Genomic DNA, 19,491 nt, shown 5'->3' with positions numbered 1-19,491 from the left:
ATCATAGGTACGGATGAGTTTGGTCTAAACATCTATCTGAATATGATTCTTGTAAACATAATTCTTCTAACTGTTTTTTACTGCCTGGTATCGGTATCGTTCTGTAGTTTCTGTTCTCCTTCAGGTTTCGGGAGTATAACCTTCTTTGATCTGTTTATTATCATCACAAATGTTACGCAGCTTTGAGGCCCTTACAATGCTTTTGTTAACTTTTATGCAGAAAAGCCGTTTTTGCAGATAAATCTATCAGAACGTAGAAAAAATCGTTTCTTCACGAACTGGATTATTAAGATCATCAAAACGTTCGTGCCAGTCAAAAAAGTCCTGCTTCGTTCATATTTACAAATTCCGTATAATCCGTATAATTAGATTCTACTGTGATTCAATTATTAAAGAGCGTATTATAATCATAGCACTAACGTTTACAATAGTTACTGTTCGTTTTTAGAGAAACTCTAAAACAAGTTTAAAGCAAGAAATCAAAACCTAAATTAGTTTTTGCTATGTGTTTTTAACAGTATTTTACATAAATTTAACTTTTCGTGATCACAAAATAAAATGCATACTCTACACATGATGTATGCTGATTTCTAACTTTTTTGACACATTTTTCCATCATCTTTTTCCCATCGCTGTGGCCTTAATATAGCGATGAGAATATTGATATTAAGTAAAGGGCATCTTCTGTAATTTATAGAAGTCATTTCCAAATCAAAACATAAATCATAATGTATACTATCTTAATATAATGATTTTGTCAAAGATAATCTTTATAAATATGTATTTAAGCAATTCCGTTTGTAAGGTTATTGGAGATTTTCTATTTATTAAGCCGGTGTAGGACCCGCTGTAGTTGTCAAGGCCGAATGAGACCACCTGTACTTGTCAATGACTAATGGGGCCACCTATGGAACTATGTTATCTCATTTATTCATAATAACTTATGAACAAAGTAAACGAGTTTGAAGTTTTGGCTCAAAATGCTATAATTAGACTTCGAATTAGCAATATTATTAACATTATGAGCAAAACAATATGTCCCAAAAAATAGAGATTATCAACATTGCTGTGAGGTTGATTGTGAAGGCCGCGGTTCTTGCTGCAGGGTTTTCTGGAACGGTTCGAGAACGAAGCCTCAAAAGACTTGCCGGGATGGATATTACTGAAAAAGATAAAGAACTCATCTTTCTACGCGATAAGGTTACTCAGCTGGAGACGCAGGTATCCATATTGCAGAAGGCCCTAAAAAAGCAGAACAATAAAAAACGCTATATTATTCGCGAGAAGCTGTTTATTCTCTGCTATATGGAAACCTTTCAGATACCAAGACGAAGGGTGAAAGAGCATCTTGGAATTGCCAGGTCAACACTCTATCGCTGGCTCAAGAATATAGAAGAAAAAGCTCAGGCAGTTGTCCCTGCAAACATGACACCTGCCGAGTTGGCTGCTCTGGTCTGGCAGATAACGAAAGCCAATGCAGGGTGGGGCAGGTTCAGAGTTGCCAATCAGCTCAAACTCCTGGGTATTTTTCTCTCAGCCTCGACTGTCAGAAACATTCGCGGATTCAACTCCCAAGTGCAATTAAGTTAAATCCTGTTTTGTTATCCTGTTAGTTTTTTCCTCTTATAGAATACTTCATTTGGGGTTAAAAATCCAAGAGATTTTCTGGGTCGATTATTCAGTCGATTCATTATGTGCTCAATCTTCTGATTGGTCAGCATTCGGATGTCACTTCCTTTTGGTACATACTGACGGATCAAGCCATTGGTATTCTCATTCAAGCCCCGCTGCCATGCACTGTAGGGATCGGCAAAGAAGACCTTAATTTTAAGGTTATGGGCAATAGATTCATGGTTTGAAAATTCTTTGCCATTGTCCACTGTCAGTGTATAGGTTCGTCGGGGCAGCGTGCCGATCAGGGCGATAATGGTCCGTTCAACCGCTTCGGCGGTATAACGATCTACCTTACCGATCAGCGTCAGCTTGCTTTTGCGGTCAACCAGGGTTACCAGGGCTCCCTGATGGTTTTTCCCCACGACGGTGTCGCCTTCCCAGTCCCCGATGCGGTTTTTTCTCTCTACAACCGGTGGGCGTTTTTCGATACCAACCCTGTTTTTGATCGTTCCACGCCGGTCCCGGCTGTTTCTTCGTTTTCTTCTTTGTTTGGTCCCGGCAATCCGCAGATGGGTATACAGGGTTTCTCCCCGGGCTTTATCCTGCCAAATGTGCTGGTAAATCCGCTCATGACTGACGGCCGGCCCCTGCCAGTGGGGATCGGTTTTCATGCGTTTTGCGATCTGCTCCGGCGAATGTTGCTGCCGGAGGCGGGATTCAATGTATTCTATCGTCTCCGGCTTCATTTTGACTGCTTTACGGGCGGCCATCCGTCGATATAAAGCCTTTTGCTGGGCCTGCTTAGGGCGATAGCCCCGCAGACCTGTATTGCGGGCCAGTTCCCTGCTGATCGTGCTGGGAGAAACGCCCAACGCCGCAGCTATTTGTTTTTGTTGATTTCCTGCTTGCTTCATGGCATATATTTCGATACGATCGTCTTCGGTGAGCTGCTTGTACGCTCTCATAAGTGTTCCTTTCGTTGAGGTCACCATAATTCAGTGAGAGAGTATACCAGCTCACCACAATTTTGGCGACTTAATTGCACTTATGAGTTGAATCCGCTATTCTTAACAGGCCGGAACCGAGAAAAAAGCCACGTAAAGCATCCAAACCAAAGAAAACAGAAGATGAAACCGAAGCCCGTTCAATCCCTGCCTGGTACCCAAACCATGTCTGGTCAATTGATACTACAATTGTCTATAAATGGGGCTTATTAGAGGTGCATGTAGTAGTTGTAATCGATCATTTTTCACGCAAAATCATGGCTGCAGTGCCGCTGGAAGGGCCCAATGCCGGCTGGGTAATCAATGCGATTGAAGAAGCCATAGAAAAGTATGGTTCACCAAAGCACATCATATCTGACCAGGGAAGTGCTTTTATAAGTGAAGCTTTCGAAGAGTGCCTGAAGAATAACAACCATATAAAACACAGGCTTGGAGCTATCGGAAAGAAAGGTTCGATTTCTGTAACTGAAAGAGCAAATTTAACCCTAAAATCAGAATGGCTCAATCATGTTCCTATCATCAGAGGCATCGACCATCTGCATGGTTTATGCAATGAATTCCAGGTTTGGTACAATTCCTGGAGGCCGCATATGGCTTTAGACGGAAATCGCCCTGATGATGTCTTTTTCAGTAACTTGCCAGAGGCACCTCCACGCGACGCCAAGTCTGTGCCAACCGAGATTGAAATACGCTATTTCCGCCAGGCCAGAATCACCGGCTACCGGCTGAAAAAAGCTGGTTGATATTCTTCAAATTCATAGGTCAGTACCAATGAACAGTGGGTAATGTACGTCCTGACACAGAAAATGAGCGATTTTTAAGCCTAAATTTTGTCCCGATTGGCTTACAATTGTCCTGCAAATTTTGTCAAACTATCAAATTATATAAACTTGTGAAAGAGCAAATAGGGCTAAATCTGGAGTTTTTCAGCGGTCTCATGAGTGGTTGACAAGTACAACAGGTCTCACTAAACCGAGCTAATCTGTTATTCGATTCACTTGCGAAAGGTTAAATGAAGCTAATTACGACGTTTTGCGGCGGTCCCACGGTTGCTTGACACTACAACAGGTCTCATAAAACTGAGGTACCCAAGAATTCTATTCACTTGCGAAAGGGTAAATGAGAGTAAATTTGCCATTTTACCCTGGTCTCATGGCTGGTTGACAAGTACGGCAGTCCCTCATTTAGTATATCTAAATTTTCCAGAAAAATTATATCATTAGATAACTCATACAATTGACGCAGCTGATAATTGCTCAACTCAGGCTGATCGGTTTTACATAAAGGTTTAATAGGAACTTGCCTGCACCTAAGAAAGTGTTTTCCGACGGCAGGATAGGCGTTACTTATACTTAAGATATGATTTTCTGTATTTGATAAATATTTTTGTAATCTAAAAGAAATTGTTGGGTTACTATTAAATTTCTCACACAAAATCGCGCACAACTTAGGACAAAAATTGGACATTATCCCACTATAGCCATTTCCGCCTGCTTGAAGCGAATCTAACAATGTATCAATATGTGCATTGAAGAACTTTAGTTTACTATCTCTTGAAATATTCAGTTTCTCTTTGATTTTTAAAATATCACAACTTGTATCCTTGTGAAACGAGAACCGACCTGTTTTGGCCAGCCAGCCATATAACTTAGTAGATACAAGACGATGATAGGGTATCGGGCACTCGTATATACCAAGAGGTACGCCATCTGTTAAATGTAACAACTTTTCCGCTTTTGATTGCCAGAGAGAATCATCCTCATGCAGAGCAGCTATTTGATTGGCGGAAATGACAGCAACGTCAACACCTGTGTCCATAATCTCTTTGATAAAATTTGCCTGGTTTGGAATTTTATCTTGCAATATTGCACCGGATAAAACAGGCTTTCTGAAATTTACTTGTCTCACCACAAACGCAGAAATTTCCAACATTTGTCTGTTGTTAAAAAATTGTACTTCACTAGACGCACAATTGACAAACAAACCCGATGCACCTGAATTTAAATAAAACTCAATTAAATGCTCAAGACCTTTCCAGTCAATGGATTTTGTTTCGTCAAGAGGGGTAAGTGCTACAGGATACAGACCGTCACTAAGCGTTTGATAAATCATTTTGAGGTTCAGTTCAGATAAATATTTTATGGTTGTTTCATTATGATTTTCAATAGATGCCCCAAAGTATTTATCATTTCTTCAGGGCATCTATAAAATTTAACGTTAAATCTGTTTCTTTTTACGCAACAATGAAATTCCTCCAAACAGAAGAATTGCCGCTGTAGTTGGTTCAGGTACTAAGAGCTCACTCTGAGTTAAAGCTGTGTCACTTATTCTTACATCATCAATGACTCCGTCAAAGAAGGCTGAGTAACTTGTTGAAGGAGCCCTGGCACCTATTGTAAACATTGGATGCTCTAAGGCGTTACTTATTGGAGCACTAGTGAAAGTGACACTATCTGAATGCTCATCAACCCAAATAGTCGCCTCACCCGTGGTATCATCATACGAATACGCGAGATAATAGTTAACTCCTGCGTCTAAGGCAACGCTTGATGTTACGGTAGGCCATGAGCCATCGGCTGCTCTGGAATTGCCCTCGGCATAGGTTTTGCCATCTGCAGTACGCATGCGAATGGAATAGTTCCAATAACTGGCATAAGTTCCGGAACGATCACATAATGAAACGACATACCGAACAGCACTATAACCTTCGTCAGGAAGAGTGTCCATATTAATAAAAGCTTCAACTGTAAAACTTGAGGAAATTAACGCTGAACTGTTTAGTTCTGGGTCATAACCATTAATAAATGAAGCAACCTGACCATTGGGAAAAGCAGATAAACGCTCAAAATGCAGAGCTGAATCGCCCTTAATCCCTGCTGTCCAGGTTGGGTCCATAAAGCCTGAAGCACTGGTACCTCGTATAAACTCATTCGTGGTATTGCCTGTTGAATCAGCTAAGAGCTGACTATCAGCGGCACCTTCATCAAATTTCCAATAAGCAAGTGTGGCAGCGTAAGAAGCAGCACTGCTTAATACAATAACCAACAAACAACTAACCACTAGCAACTTTGTTTCTTTTCTCATTTCAATTTCCTTTCAAAAAAATTAATTTAAAAAAACTTACGGTATTAATTTTGGGTAACACACCCAATCTTAAACACTTGATTATAAAACACTAAAACATAAACAAATTTTTGCGAATAATCGCTATATTTAAAATAATCCCGATTGATTATTCTGATTAATTTAACCAGTGAGAATCGAACTCAAAAAAATCTTTCAAATTAACGATACAATCAAAATTAAAATCCATGGGATCATAACCCCAGTTTCCGCAGTTCGTGAATAGACGCTGGTAGTTTTCAATTCTGTGGAATGTAATACGATTGCTATCATGATAACTCATTGCACCATCATAAGCTGTGCGAGAAACAAAAACAATATCATCACCATCAAAAAGCCATTCAACATATTGAAAGCCTGCAAGAGCCACGGAATCTTCCCAACTAAGGAGCGAGTCGTCTTGAAGTATTGTGGCAATGTGCCGCCAGTGGATGAGATTTTCCGAAGAAACCAAAGAAAGCGTATTTCGCTGTTGAGGCTTATCGCCAGACGAGTCAGTATTATTGTTGACAAGTGCCAGGTGCAGGCCTATTTGACTGTCGTAGCGGGTTGTAAACATGTGCATCCCGCCGGGCATATCAATAAAACCAGCATCAGGGGCATTAACGTCCCACTCTAACACAGTGCCATCACTGCTAAGTTTTAAAAGTGCTGCTTTATCGGTCGTAGGATACGAGTTGAAACGCTCAACAAGCCACAACTGGCCATCGGTATCAACTGTCATACTCCCCTCAAGCCAGCAAGGCAGGGTCGCCCCCCACTCCGGCGGAGTATCAGCAAGGTTGTATTCTACCTTGTTGCTCATCGTCCAATTACTTGAGTTTAGCAAATCACTATTAAGGTCTGCAGAAACAACAAGAGCCTTAAATTGGCCTATAGTCTGGCTATTGTAAACCCTGTCTTCAAACGAACGATACACTCTGCCGTTATGCTTTAATATAGTTGCGGAGCCTGTAGTGTAGTTTGGCGGTGTTTGGTCAAAACCACCCGAGAAAAGCAGACCCGTGTTGTTATTATAAGCCAACGACCACGTTAGCCCTTCATCGGAACTTTTTGATATTACAATACTGCCCGAGGGTTTATTAACGCCTAAAAGGTAAATATCCCCATTATGCTCAAACAAACTTGCCCAGTAAATACGGTTAACGACAGCAAGCTCCACCCAGTTATTTCCACCATCTACGGATTTGCTGATAGCTGTCCGCCAGCGTTCAGTCGGATCCCACAGGGCAACACCGTCACCAAAGTAATCATGGCTTGCAATCATGGTACCATCTGGCAATATAGCCAGGCTCGGCGAACCATAGAAAACATCTTTATATGTGCTAGCTGAAAAAGCTTGAGAAACCCAAAGACATGCAGGTTCTTCAGCAATTGCAGCACGGTAATGTTCTAATACTTCAAAGCTGTTAAGAGCTCTGTTATAAACAGCAACCTCATCAAGCCATCCCCTATAAAAGTTATTCAGAGAACAGTCTCTGGCGATTTGATCGGTTTGTGTTACCGCAGCGCCAACTTCATAAAGTCTGCTTCCGAATTGTACAGAGGTTTCTGTTACCTCTTGGCCATTGAGGTATATAATGACCTTTCCATTGGCAAAGTCGCTAACACAAACCAGATGATTCCACTGCCCCAGACTGTCAAAAGGTGCATAGGCCGTCTGATAGGAATCCGAAAGTGTACTTCTTGCACCAACTTGAATTCTACAGGAACCGCCTGCATTGACAATTATAACTTCCATACCCGCATAGGCGGCATTAATTCGGGTAGCAAAGATTGGCCTTGCCCCACTTGCCGGAAGGTCTGCACACCTGAGCCAGGCTTCAACCGTAATTGCTTTAGAAGCATCAAGCCTGCTCCTGAGCTCACTTCCAAGCTCAACGCCGGCAAGGTTGCCGTTAAACCATCCGCATCCGCCATCAATGCCGCCAGTTACAATAGAAGTATTACCATCATAATAACTATTGTAATTACTGATTTCATCATAAGCAACTGAACCATCAACCGATCGTTGATAATCAAAACGCCACCATAAAACTGGGTCATCTCTTAGAATCAGGGACTCATAAGAAACTCCAGCCGATGAACTGCCCGCAAAACAGAGTTGGAGCAAAAAAATCACACCAATTCTTTCTAACATTATCACCTCGAAAGCTATAGACCTGTAGAAATATGAACCTTAATACGCATTAGAGCAATCCAACAAAGACGCTACCGCCAAAAGCCTGAGTTGACAACATAAACAACGTTAATCAGTTGAAAACGAAGATGTTTTCGGTGCTTTCTGACTTTTGGCGGTGCCATCAACAAAAGACTGCAAACGACAGTAATTTTGGTCATTCGGTCTTAATTGCTTATATTAAAAACTTTCTTAAATATCAGTACTGATCGCAACCCTCAAGATAAGGAATCGAACAATTGCCCCACATTTTTGCAAACTCAGCCAAATCTGCCATATCCACTCTACAGTCTTGATTGAAGTCCATTGGATCATATCCTATTGATCCGCAGCCATAGGAAAGCATCTCTTGAGTTGTAAGAACAGTATCGCTGACTCTAACATCATCAATAACACCTTCGAAGAAAGCGGAATAGCTTGAAGAAGGTCTTCTGGCACCGATCGTAAACATTGGGCTTGTCAGATCAGTACTGATAGGTTGCTGAGCAAAGGTCGAAGTGTCAGTATTGTTATCAACCCATATCTTAGCTTCCATTGTATCGGCATTGTACGAAAAGGCGACATAATACTCGACACCTGTCGAAAGAGCAACAGTTGAAGTAACAGTCGGCCATGAGCCGTCTTTAGCCCTGGAAAGACCTTCTACGAATGTGTCAGTACCTGCAGTTCTGAGCCTTATTGCGTAGTTCCAGTAGCTTGCATACGTACCACTGTTGTCGCACAGGGAAACGATATAACGGGCATCTGTATAACCATCTGCAGGCATTACATCAATTTTAATGAAAGCTTCTACTGTAAAACTGCCCGTAGCAACAAGAGCTCTGCTGCACAATACAGGGTCATAGCCATTAATGAAAGAGCAAACCCCTCCGTTGGCAGGAGCAGCGAGCTTCATAAACTTCAGTGCATGATCGCCTTTGATACCTTCGGTCCACTCAGGATCCATCCAATCTGAGGCGCTTGTTCCTCTAATGAATTCTTGAATGGTATTACCACTGATATCGGTAAGATTCTGACCGCTGCCTTCTTCGAAGTTCCAGTAAGCCAGTGTCGCTGCCTGAACTGTAACTGCACTGCAGGCTATAAGACAGAAAATTAATATTGATTTTATTTTATTAATCATGATTTATTGCTCCAGTTATTAAAGTTAACGAAAATCAGTTAAAGCCAAAAATCCAATTACTCAGCATTAAATAACGGATCTGTTGGGTCGGTACAATTTAGCCAACTGCTGGCGAACGTTGAGAGGTCGGCCGCATCTACAACACAGTCCTTGTTGAAATCCATTGGACTGTAGCCCCATCCGCCGCAATTGCGAATAAGCAGATTGTTGTCAGGTTGGACAATATTACTGATTCTAACGTCATCAATAACACCTTCGAAGAATCCGGAATAACTCACTGAAGGAGCTCGCGAGCCGATTGTAAACATTGGATTTGTCAATTGAGTACTGATTGGAGTCTGGCTGAAAATAACTGTTTCTTTATTGCCATCAACCCATATCGCTGCCTCATTTGTTATTTCGTCATAGCTATAAGCAACGTAGTAGTCAGTCCCTATCTCAAGCGGCACACTTGAAGTAACGGTCGGCCAGTTGCCATCAGCAGATCTCGAAACACCTTCGACAAAAGTCTGATCCGGCTCATCACCGACACCTTCTACTGTCCTTATACGTACTGAATAGTTCCAGTAGTTTGCATACGTTCCGTCTCTGCCGCACAACGAGACTATATATCTTACATCTGAGTAACCTGCAGCCGGCACTGCAGACATATTAAAAAAAGCCTCAATTGTAAAACTCGAAGCTATCAATGCTGCACTGTCTTGTTCAGTTGTATAGCCGTTGATAAAAGAAAGCGTCGTACCATTAGCAGGAGCAGCGAGCTTCATAAATCTCAGGGCATGATTTCCGTTAATCCCGGCAACCCATTCAGGGTCCATCCAACCGGTGGCACTTGTACCTCTGATAAAGTTTGAACTTGTTTTTCCGGTTTCATCTATTGGGTACTGACCAACACCTTCTTCGAACTGCCAGAAAGCAATCACATTAGTATCGGTATATGCAGACCCTTGATAAAGCAGTTCTTCGCTGGTTAGGGCTGTATCGCTGATCCTTACCTCATCAACAGTACCTCTCATAAAACCACTTGGTATACTACCCGGAGATTTCGCTCCAACGGTGAAATATGGATGTTCGAACACGTTATAGGGTCCCATAGTCCAGGTACTTGATGTTACACGAGAATCAACTTGTATCGCAACAGTACCTGTAGAAGAATCAAATGAGAAAGCAACATAATAATCCTTTCCGGCTCTAAGGGGCACAACCGAAGTAACGGTTGGGTATGAACCGCCAACGTTGGTAAAGTAACCCTCAGCATATGTAGCACCATCATCTGCAGTTCTTAAACGTATAGCATAGTTGGCCCAACCACCACAGTAGCCATCGGAATTAGCTTGTCTATTGAAAAGGCCGACCACATGATAACCTTCTGCATAACCGTTCTCAGGCAATGAGTCCATGTTAAAGTATGCCTCGACCGTAAAACTCGAAGCGAGCATTTGACTACTGAGAGTTTCAGCACCATCAGCTTCGGCAAAGCTGCACCACTGACCGTCAGCATAGTTCAAGGCATAATCATCAACAATACCATCGGCCCACGCCGGGTCGTTAGTATCATTGATATCTATACCTCTCACGAGACTGTTGCCGCCGGCAATCTCATTTGCAATAGTTTGCCCCTGGCCTTCCTCAAATTTCCAATAAGCAAGTGTCGTAGCGTCAGTTGTGAGAGCAAATCCCAGAGACGTCATTACAATTACCAACAAAAATTTTTTATTCATGAGAACATCCTTGTTAAAATAAACAACAACATTTTAAAGAATTATGGATATGGATCCAAATTATATTTAAACTTCACCTAAAATCAATTTTGGCTCTACGACAATACTAATATTCCTGTCAACATTAGGAGACTCAATACGCCAGAGCAGCAATTGTACTGCCTGACGGATAAGTATTTCGGTCCCAATATCAATGGTAGAAGGTCTGGGGTACAGAGCTACGCGGGTTGCAGTATCATTATCACACCCGAGAATTTCTACCCCACCCTTACCAATTTTAATACCATACTTGGTAAAAAAACGATACACAAGTGCAACCTCTGTATCAACCGGCACAAAGACAGCAGTAGGTCTGTTGTCAGATTTAATAAATTCCTTTACAAGCACCTCTACATTTTGCTCAAATTCCTGCCAATTCTGCGATTTTAGCCCTTTATAGATAAAATCTGTAACTTTCACCCCGGCAAGACTCGCAGCATGTTTGAAGTACTCACAACGACTCACTACAGCCGGGTTTGCCAGGTACGCATTAAGAACACCAAGTTTGCTATGTCCTCTTTTTAAGAAATAATCAAGTGCCAGCTTTCCAATCTCAACATTACCTGGTAATATCACATCACCATCTTTGGTGGTATGAGAATTTAGCCAGACTTTGGGAAAGCTTTCAAGCTTTTCAAGAACTTCAAAGTCAAGAGTGTAGCCGGTTAGTATCAAACCTGAAACTTCCCCAGATAATATCACTGCAGGTATTGAAGCTACATCGGTAACGTTAAATCGTAAGAGTTCGACGTTGTTTTTTGCAAGTTCGCGTTCAATCTTTTCGATACAAATGCTGTGACCGCCAAAAAAAGCAGCCATTTCCTCGCTACCAAGACTTATAGCTGCAACCTTTAATACACCAGAAGTACTGGTACGAGGCTTGCGTTTTGCTTTATAGCCCAGAAGAGCCGCAGCCCTCTTGACATTTTCGACAGATTCCCGGCTAACTGTTGGATTGCCGTTGAATACACGCGAAACAGTTGCCTGAGAAACTTTTGCCATTTTTGCTACTTTGACCATTGACATAGACTAATTCTATCAGAAACTGCCATGGTGTCAAGAATAATTCACGGATAAACGAAAAATATTCTTGAAAAAACCTAAATATTTCAAGAATATTCTTGACTATTTCGCCTGTCAGTATTAAACTTTAAATAAAAATATAATAATTCAAATATTAGGTTTCAGGAGTTTTTCATGTACGGTAAAAACAGATTTCCGCAATTAAAGTATGGTTTCACTCTTATTGAGTTATTAGTTGTAATATCGATTATAGCACTTCTTATGGCTATTCTAATGCCCGCATTGTCAAAAGTCAGGAACTCTGCCAAAGTACTAACCTGCAAAGCTAATAGCAAACAGATTGCAACACTTGTTACTCTTTACAGAACAGATAACGAAGCCAAGGTTCCCGTTGTCTTGAATATATGGGCCGCAAACTATGCCCCTCCAAAGGGTTACATGATGTCAATGGCTTTAAAAGACTATGCTGGCATCGGCCTGCCAGAAGGGTGGAACGAAAGATCTTTTTTCTTTGGGGGCCCAGGAAGAGTCTCACAATATTACCAGAAATACCTGCCAAAATTCTTTGTTTGCCCCTTCAATAGAGGTAAAAACCTCGATAACACCAAACTCTGGAAAGAATCCGGCTTAATTGAATACGACGGCAGAAATTACAAGAATTACATATTGGAAACCTATGCAGAGACCTATCTTACCCATCTCTGGCCCAAGAAAAAAAATGATGAAATTGGCCTTACAACCTCATCACCGCCGGACGGCATAAGGAAATTCGGCGTTTTGAACTGGTGGGACTACAGCTCAGCACCTAAAAATTCTGCAGGCATTCCAAGTCCACTACAAAATTACACTAAACTTAAACCTGCAAACTGGTCCAAAATAGACCTTCACAGGTCAAGAGCAAACTCTATGGCAGATGCTACGATTTTCTACTGCGGAGCCGGCGAATTCATGGGCTCTGATGGTGTTATCGTCAATGGAACTACCACTGGTGTTGCATTTATGAACTACAAAAGCCATTCTCAAGGGAAAAGTGGTGGCACTAATGCTGCTATGGGTGATATGCACATAGAATGGGTCAAAGGTACTCAAATCGGCGATAAGTAAACCGCTATGACTATCGCTTTCTAACTCAAGCCAAAACTTAATAAATTAAACGCGACCAAAATTGGGAACTCCGAAGACACATTCAAATCAAACTCAAGACAGGAAGATTGTATGAGAAGGTTACTTACCAAAGTTTTTGTCTTTATGGCATTGATCTCAGCCGTTTTTGCTACAGTTTTTGCAGCAGACTCTAAAAGGAATTTGACTCTTGAAAGCGGCAAACCACTACCCGCCGGGGGAAAAGCGGCTCCTTTTAGCGGGCCGGGACTTGGCAATAAACTGCTCGGCACAGCCTATGTCAACTCCAACCCTGAATCTGACAGACCTGACATCTTTATACAATACACCGAACACTTCAGTTGGAAAATTAAAATTGTATATTACAGCTTTGAGGGAAACCACAGCGACGGCAGAGCTATTTTTGGGCAACCCATATATGTCCAACATGATATACCTAAGAAGTATACCCCAAAATACCTCTTCCAGAATAATAACAACAAAGTCTATTGCATCTGGACTGCTCCAGGAGAGCTGCTTTACACAACATTCAACAGAGATACCCTGGCTTTTGAAAAAACGGAAATTATTAAGTTTGCTAATAAAACTGGAAAGCAAACCAGTCCTGTCAAACTGGACGGAGCCCTTGCTGCCATAAGACACAATGAAAAGGCCGCAGAACTAATCTTTTCAGTATCGACGGGAAACTATATGGGAGAGCAGGCAGTGCGGATGCACACCCGCGGTAACGTTTTTGACCCTTATGATGGAGCTGGTATATGGCGAGGCGAACTACCCAAAGCTTACCTCTACGCGGTTTCGACCGATGACATACTCAAAGGACCTTTTACAAACTTCAGAAAAATATCACTGGACTCACAGCCAAGCTATCTTAATCACGGCTGGTCCAACACTGCTGTTAATCTTGGTTCCGGCAGGGAAAAAGACTTCGTTAGCGGCAGTGTATTGGGCAATCTTTGTTATTATAGAAATACCAGCAAAGACAGCTTTATACCTGAACCAATGACACTTATACCGGGCCCTGATGGAATTGCAATTCGCCACCCAACGGTTAATCCCTCGCCAATAGCCTACCCAAACCATAAGACGGGGCTTTCTGATTTGCTGGTATCTTGTGAAGGATGGTTCTACTACTACCAGTTTACCGGCCAGTTTGACAAGAATGACACCCCGGTTTATAAGCTGCTGGGCCCTGCTTTACAGCATAATGCAGATCTAACCTTTGGAACTTTACCTGTTATTAATGTTGTTGACTGGGACGGAGATGGCAAAGATGATATAATAGCAGGCAACTCACCCGGTAAAGTCCTATTCTCAAAGAATATCGGGACAGAAACAACTCCCCGCTTTGCAAATCCCGTTGAAATTAAGACGGATGGAAAAGCAATATCAATTCAACCAGGCTACCGAGGTTCAATACAAGGACCATTGGAGGCAAGATGGGGCTACACATGCCCGCAAGTCGCAGACTGGACAGGTAATGGCCTGCCAGATATACTGCTGTCAAGCTCCGTTGCAGAACACCTGCTATACGTTAACATGGGCACAGCTAAAGAACCTTTGCTTAGCTCCGGGCAACCGCTTTACTGTAAAGGCATGCCATTATTTGGTACTTGGCGGGTTAGACCCGCAGTTGGTGAAATTAACGAAAAAATGGCATATATCATGCTCGATGACCAGGACCAGGTTCATCTGTACTGGAAAATTGACAACTATAACCTTGAGGATGGCGGCAAACTTCGCCTGACAGATCAGAATTATATAGACGCAAACTATCGCTACGCCGGCGGCACCGGCAGGCTCAAGCTCCAGCTTGACGACTGGGATGGAGATGGCCATAAAGACCTTTTAATTGGAACAATGCTTGAAAGCTCTGTACCAAGCAAAAAACGGGGCTTCCCAAGCTCTCTTGGTAATGTGGGGGCTATGCCACTATTTTTGAAAAACAGTGGTAAGCTGGACCTGAGAGGCCTGCCGATCTTTGAAAAACCCCAGGTCTTTCTCTTCAAAGGCGAGCAAATCAGGCTGTTAATACACAGCTGTTCTCCAGTTGCTTCTGATATTAACGGCGATGGCAAACTTGACTTGCTGGTTGGTGAAGAGACAGGGCGTGTAATGTTTTATGCCCATAATGACATAACTCTTTCTGGAGAGATTCTCAGCAACATTACACCGCATTGCGAGTGGCAAAAGACTTCTGTCGACAATTCATGGCACAATAATAAAAACTGGTGGCGAAATACGCCCGACAGCAGCTCTAATGCTACTCTTGGGGAGAATTGTTCAGTAGTTTTGACTAAAGATAAGGCTTACTGTAAAAATCTTTCAATTAAAAACAATTCTTCGTTACTAATTAGCACAAACCAAATATTGGAAGTAGCTGAAAATCTCACCCTAGCCGCCCCTGCCCATAGAAATGCAAGCATAGTAGTTGATGGTGGAATTTTAAAAACAAGTGACCTCTTAATAAAACCTTCTGATAATAGTCGGATTATAATAAAAGAAGGTTCTATCGTTACTCCTAAAAATATAAGCAATAAAATACAGCAATACATTAACGAAAGTTTAATCATTGCAGAATCGACTAAAAAAATCACCCTTGAATTAGACAGAAATGATCATGTCGTAGTATCTGTTTCTAATATTTGAATTCATGGCCTCGTGGGGTGCGTTGACTAAGCTCTGTGCCATTGTGCAGTTGTCAAGGGCAATCGGGCCACCCGAGAACGAAAGTTTATCTCATTAAATAATAGTCACTTATGTGTCCAACTGCATCATTTTGCATTTTCAGGTAATTTTACAATAATTCATTGCTCGTTTTATGGGAATTGTACCTTTGTTAAACATTATGAGCAGAAAAATATGTCTCAAAACATCGAGATTATCAACATTGCTGTGAGATTGATCATAAAGGCGGCAGTACTTGCTGCAGGGTTTTCTGGAAGGGCTCGAAAACGTAGCCTCGAACGACTTGCCGGGATGGACATTGACGAGAAGGATAAAGAGATACTCTTTCTTCGTGATATGATTAGTCAACTTCAAATACAGGTGTCTATCTTGCAGAAGGCCGTTCTGAAACGGAACAATAGCAAGCGATATACTATCCGCGAGAAGCTGTTTATTCTCTGCTATATGGAAACCTTTCAGATACCAAGACGAAGGGTGAAAGAGCATCTTGGAATTGCCAGGTCAACACTCTATCGCTGGCTCAAGAATATAGAAGAAAGGGTACAGGCAGTTATCCCAGCTAATAAGACACCTGCCGAGTTGGCTGCTCTGGTCTGGCGGATAGCAAAATCAAATGCAGGCTGGGGTAGGTTCAGAGTTGCCAACCAGCTCAAACTACTGGGCATCTTTCTCTCAGCCTCGACTGTCAGGAATATACTCAACAGGCCGCAGCCGCGAAAAACACCACGCAAAGCACTCAAATCAAAGAAAACAGAAGATGAAACCGAGTCCCGTTCAATCCCTGCCTGGTACCCAAACCATGTTTGGTCAATTGATACTACAATTGTCTATAAATGGGGCTTATTAGAGGTGCATGTCTGCGTTATTATCGATCACTTTTCACGCAAGATAATGGCTGCAGTGCCGCTGGAAGGACCCAATGCCGGCTGGGTAATCAATGCCATGGATGAAGCCATAGAAAGGTATGGTTCTCCAAAGCACATCATTTCCGATCAGGGCAGCGTATTTATAAGTGAGGCTTTCGCTGAGTGCCTGAAGAATAACAACAGGATTAAACACCGACTTGGAGCCATCGGGAAGAAAGGTTCGATCGCTGTAACAGAAAGGGCAAATTTAACCCTAAAATCAGAATGGCTCAACCATGTTCCAATCATCAGAGGTATCGATCATCTGCATGAGTTATGCAGTGAATTTGTATTCTGGTATAACGCCTGGCGGCCGCATATGGCATTAGACGGGAACCGTCCTGATGATGTATTCTTCGGCAACCTGTCAATCGGCGCTTTAAATTAGGTCACTATGAGCGCGTTCAAAATGGGTCAGTTAAACCAGTTGTTATTTACTATTTTTAGTTTCATTTGTCAAGTTGGATTTGGATAAAACGATTATTTTCGACGTTATTGGGCAGATACGCCAGGCCTGTTTCGCCCGGACCGGCGGCCGGGTGAGAATGGGCCACCCAAAAAGCTCGTCGGAACCTGGCCGCCGCAAGCCGGGCGGGACAGGCCGGTTAAGACTGAGTCAGCCTTCATGGCCGGCTCTTTTCTCACAGGCACCATGCTCGGCACGGTCCTTGAGACGGTAGCTGCGGCCTGTGATGTTGATGATCTCAGCATGATGCAAAAACCTGTCCAGGATTGCGGTTGCCGATGGTACATCACCAATGAGCTTGCCCCAGTCTTCCAGCGGCCTGTTGGAGGTCATCATCGTGGATTTGTTTTCATATCGCCGCATAATGATCTCCAGCAGATACTCGCCGCAGCGTTTTGGCAGATGCTTGATGCCCATATCATCGATTATCAGCAGCTCCGGCTTGAGATATCTGTTCATTACCTTATCCTGACAGGCAAAGGCATCTTCGTGCAGAAAATCCCTGGCAACATCAAATATCGAGCGGTACCGCACAGCCATGCCTGCCTTGACTGCCTGATAGCCTATCGCCTGACACAAATGACTCTTGCCCACACCCGGCGGGCCAAGCAGCAAAACATCAATGCCCTCACTGATAAAGCGGCATGTGGCCATATCAAATATCCGGCTTCTTTTAATCGAAGTGTTGAACTGCCAGTCAAACTCCTCCAGTGTCTTGAGTTCTCTAAACCCGGCAGCCTTAATACCCCTTTGGATCTGGCGATGCTTTCTGACCAGCATCTCATCCTGCAGGATCAGTTCTAAAAACTCAGCATGAGTGAGGCTGTTGCCGGCTGCCTCCTGCAATCGAACTTCAAGTATCTCAAGCATACCTGACAACCTTAGTGATTTTAATGTGTTGTGCAGTGAATTGTTCATAATAATCTGCTCCTGAATAAGTTATGATTATTGTTCAGCCCAGAACCTCTCTTACGAATTCTCCGTAACTGGAGATATCTCTGATAATAGGGTGCTCATCTATAAATTCCATCTGGAGCTGCCTGTCACCGCCGTGTTTAATAATACTCCTGATGGTCTTCAATCGAAAAGCATTGTGGCTTAACGCTATTTTACATGCATTATCGATTTTGTTACCGTTATAGGTATTGGTCATATTCAGCAAGCCCAGAAGTACGCGGATACCAGGTATTCCTCTGGCCTCAAGCATCTGCCGGGCCCATCTCTGGGCATTCTCACCTATCAGACTGACTCGTTCAAGCATCCATACAACGCCGTTTTCTATCTTTGTTCTTTTCTCTGAATGAATATGTCCGTCCTGAGTCTGGAATCTGCCCGGCTCAACTTTAGCGTGAACAACAATCTGCTCCATGCTGCGGTTAAATACTCTTACCATATGGCCGTCCCATCTTGCCCATACCTTGCGGCCGGTATATTCCGGAGGCACCGAGTAATAGGTCCTCTCTACCTCTATATGGCCGTCCCTGTGAACGGACCGCTGAGCTTCTGTAAATGAAGGAAACCTTCCAACCGGAAGCCTCAATAAAGCAGGCTTTTCCTGTTCTGTGAACAATTTGCCTACCTGCTTGCGGGTAGTGCCGTGAATACGGGTATCGGCAATACGGCTCTCCCAGCTGAGAAGAAACTGATTCTGCTCTGAGAGGCTCTTAAAGCTGCGGCCCTTGAGGGCGTTATTTTTGACATATGCTACTGCTTTTTCAACCTTACCCTTGTGTCTTGGGGTATACGGCTTACAGGGTAAAATGGCGGTACCGTAATGACGGCAGAATGACACTATTTTTGGGTGTATCTCAGGATCATACCAGTCAGCTTTGTTTACAGCAGCTTTAAGATTATCTATTATCAGTGTTTGCGGAACACCGCCAAAGTGGTGAAAAGCGTTTTCCAGGCAATTTATAAAGTTATCGCCGGTCTGCCTGAAAACTGCCTCGCTGTAGGATTTACGGGAGAAGCTAAGCACTACCCGTATTACATGAGTTCTTTTTCGTCTGCCATCTTTCGTTATTACCGGTGCACCCGTACCAAAATCTATCTGAGCCTCTTCACCGGGCCTGCATTCAAGACGCCTGAACGGAACAGGCGAATTTTTACTGAGGCGGTTGACAAACCTGCGAACGCTGTGGTAGCTGACATCAGAGCCGTGGTCGTCACGAAGATCCTGCCATATACGCCGGCGGCTGAGCCCCATATCCAGCTTGTTCTTAATTATTTCACGGTAAGGCTCACAATTGCTTACCGGACCGGTTGAGCTTTGGGCCACCGACCCGGGAGGCGCGTTAGTGACCTGTTTTGAATTATCATTGTCTGATTTTGCATACTTACGCACCGTATCCAGGTGGATGCCAAGCTCTCTGGATATACGCCTGCAAGACCAGTTACGCTCTCTTAATGTCTGTATTACACTTCTTTTAGTCATTTTTAGATAGTTCGCCATAAAGACCTCCGTTATATTTTCGATAATATCGA

14 protein-coding genes are annotated in these 19,491 nt (G+C 42.9%); 5 read left to right on the top strand and 9 right to left on the bottom strand.

Annotated features, from left to right (window positions below):
• Nucleotides 1–1,035 precede the first annotated feature (1,035 nt).
• Nucleotides 1,036–1,590 (top strand): helix-turn-helix domain-containing protein, encoded by a 555-nt coding sequence (locus SMSP2_RS06630; protein ID WP_146683204.1) that lies wholly within the window; start codon nucleotides 1,036–1,038, stop codon nucleotides 1,588–1,590.
• 11 nt (nucleotides 1,591–1,601) lie between these two features.
• On the opposite strand, the gene SMSP2_RS06625 is transcribed toward SMSP2_RS06630, so the two are convergent.
• On the bottom strand, nucleotides 1,602–2,579 hold the full coding sequence (locus tag SMSP2_RS06625) for an IS30 family transposase (protein WP_146682659.1): 978 nt from the start codon (nucleotides 2,577–2,579) through the stop codon (nucleotides 1,602–1,604).
• A gap of 98 nt (nucleotides 2,580–2,677) precedes the next feature.
• On the opposite strand from SMSP2_RS06625, the gene SMSP2_RS06620 reads away from it, so the two are divergent.
• Entirely contained in the window at nucleotides 2,678–3,361 is a 684-nt protein-coding gene (locus SMSP2_RS06620) for a DDE-type integrase/transposase/recombinase (RefSeq protein WP_146683203.1), read from the top strand.
• A gap of 358 nt (nucleotides 3,362–3,719) precedes the next feature.
• Here SMSP2_RS06620 and SMSP2_RS06615 read toward each other — a convergent pair whose 3' ends face one another.
• The 6 genes from SMSP2_RS06615 to SMSP2_RS06590 form a co-directional block, all read right to left on the bottom strand.
• Complete coding sequence (locus SMSP2_RS06615; protein ID WP_146683202.1) at nucleotides 3,720–4,730, bottom strand: dihydrodipicolinate synthase family protein; 1,011 nt, start codon at nucleotides 4,728–4,730, stop codon at nucleotides 3,720–3,722.
• Between the two features lie 105 nt (nucleotides 4,731–4,835).
• On the bottom strand, nucleotides 4,836–5,702 hold the full coding sequence (locus SMSP2_RS06610) for a LamG domain-containing protein (RefSeq protein ID WP_146683201.1): 867 nt from the start codon (nucleotides 5,700–5,702) through the stop codon (nucleotides 4,836–4,838).
• Nucleotides 5,703–5,859: 157 nt separating this feature from the next.
• On the bottom strand, nucleotides 5,860–7,881 hold the full coding sequence (locus SMSP2_RS06605; protein WP_146683200.1) for a LamG-like jellyroll fold domain-containing protein: 2,022 nt from the start codon (nucleotides 7,879–7,881) through the stop codon (nucleotides 5,860–5,862).
• 238 nt (nucleotides 7,882–8,119) lie between these two features.
• The gene (locus SMSP2_RS06600) at nucleotides 8,120–8,866 is read right to left on the bottom strand and encodes a LamG domain-containing protein (protein WP_186804901.1); all 747 of its coding nucleotides are present in this window, start codon (nucleotides 8,864–8,866) and stop codon (nucleotides 8,120–8,122) included.
• A gap of 233 nt (nucleotides 8,867–9,099) precedes the next feature.
• Entirely contained in the window at nucleotides 9,100–10,764 is a 1,665-nt protein-coding gene (locus tag SMSP2_RS06595) for a LamG-like jellyroll fold domain-containing protein (RefSeq protein WP_146683198.1), read from the bottom strand.
• Between the two features lie 66 nt (nucleotides 10,765–10,830).
• Nucleotides 10,831–11,829, bottom strand: a complete 999-nt coding sequence (locus SMSP2_RS06590; RefSeq protein WP_146683197.1) for a LacI family DNA-binding transcriptional regulator — start codon at nucleotides 11,827–11,829, stop codon at nucleotides 10,831–10,833.
• A 171-nt stretch (nucleotides 11,830–12,000) separates the two neighbouring features.
• Between SMSP2_RS06590 and SMSP2_RS06585 the strand changes: the two genes are divergently transcribed.
• The 3 genes from SMSP2_RS06585 (at nucleotide 12,001) to SMSP2_RS06575 (ending at nucleotide 16,929) form a co-directional block, all read left to right on the top strand.
• Nucleotides 12,001–12,930, top strand: a complete 930-nt coding sequence (locus tag SMSP2_RS06585; protein ID WP_146683196.1) for a type II secretion system protein — start codon at nucleotides 12,001–12,003, stop codon at nucleotides 12,928–12,930.
• A 111-nt stretch (nucleotides 12,931–13,041) separates the two neighbouring features.
• Complete coding sequence (locus SMSP2_RS06580; RefSeq protein WP_146683195.1) at nucleotides 13,042–15,597, top strand: FG-GAP repeat domain-containing protein; 2,556 nt, start codon at nucleotides 13,042–13,044, stop codon at nucleotides 15,595–15,597.
• A gap of 213 nt (nucleotides 15,598–15,810) precedes the next feature.
• A complete protein-coding gene (locus tag SMSP2_RS06575; RefSeq protein ID WP_146683194.1) occupies nucleotides 15,811–16,929 on the top strand; it encodes a DDE-type integrase/transposase/recombinase in 1,119 nt (372 codons plus the stop codon).
• A gap of 228 nt (nucleotides 16,930–17,157) precedes the next feature.
• Here the strand turns inward: SMSP2_RS06575 and istB are convergent, their stop codons facing one another.
• On the bottom strand, nucleotides 17,158–17,925 hold the full coding sequence (gene istB / locus SMSP2_RS06570; protein ID WP_146682973.1) for an IS21-like element helper ATPase IstB: 768 nt from the start codon (nucleotides 17,923–17,925) through the stop codon (nucleotides 17,158–17,160).
• 34 nt (nucleotides 17,926–17,959) lie between these two features.
• Nucleotides 17,960–19,441 (bottom strand): IS21 family transposase, encoded by a 1,482-nt coding sequence (istA, locus tag SMSP2_RS06565; protein WP_186804635.1) that lies wholly within the window; start codon nucleotides 19,439–19,441, stop codon nucleotides 17,960–17,962.
• Nucleotides 19,442–19,491: the final 50 nt, after the last annotated feature.

The organism is Limihaloglobus sulfuriphilus, assembly GCF_001999965.1.
Classification (GTDB): domain Bacteria; phylum Planctomycetota; class Phycisphaerae; order Sedimentisphaerales; family Sedimentisphaeraceae; genus Limihaloglobus; species Limihaloglobus sulfuriphilus.
The sequence above is the reverse complement of the archived record's forward strand: the minus strand, read 5'-3'. Positions and strand labels throughout refer to the sequence as shown.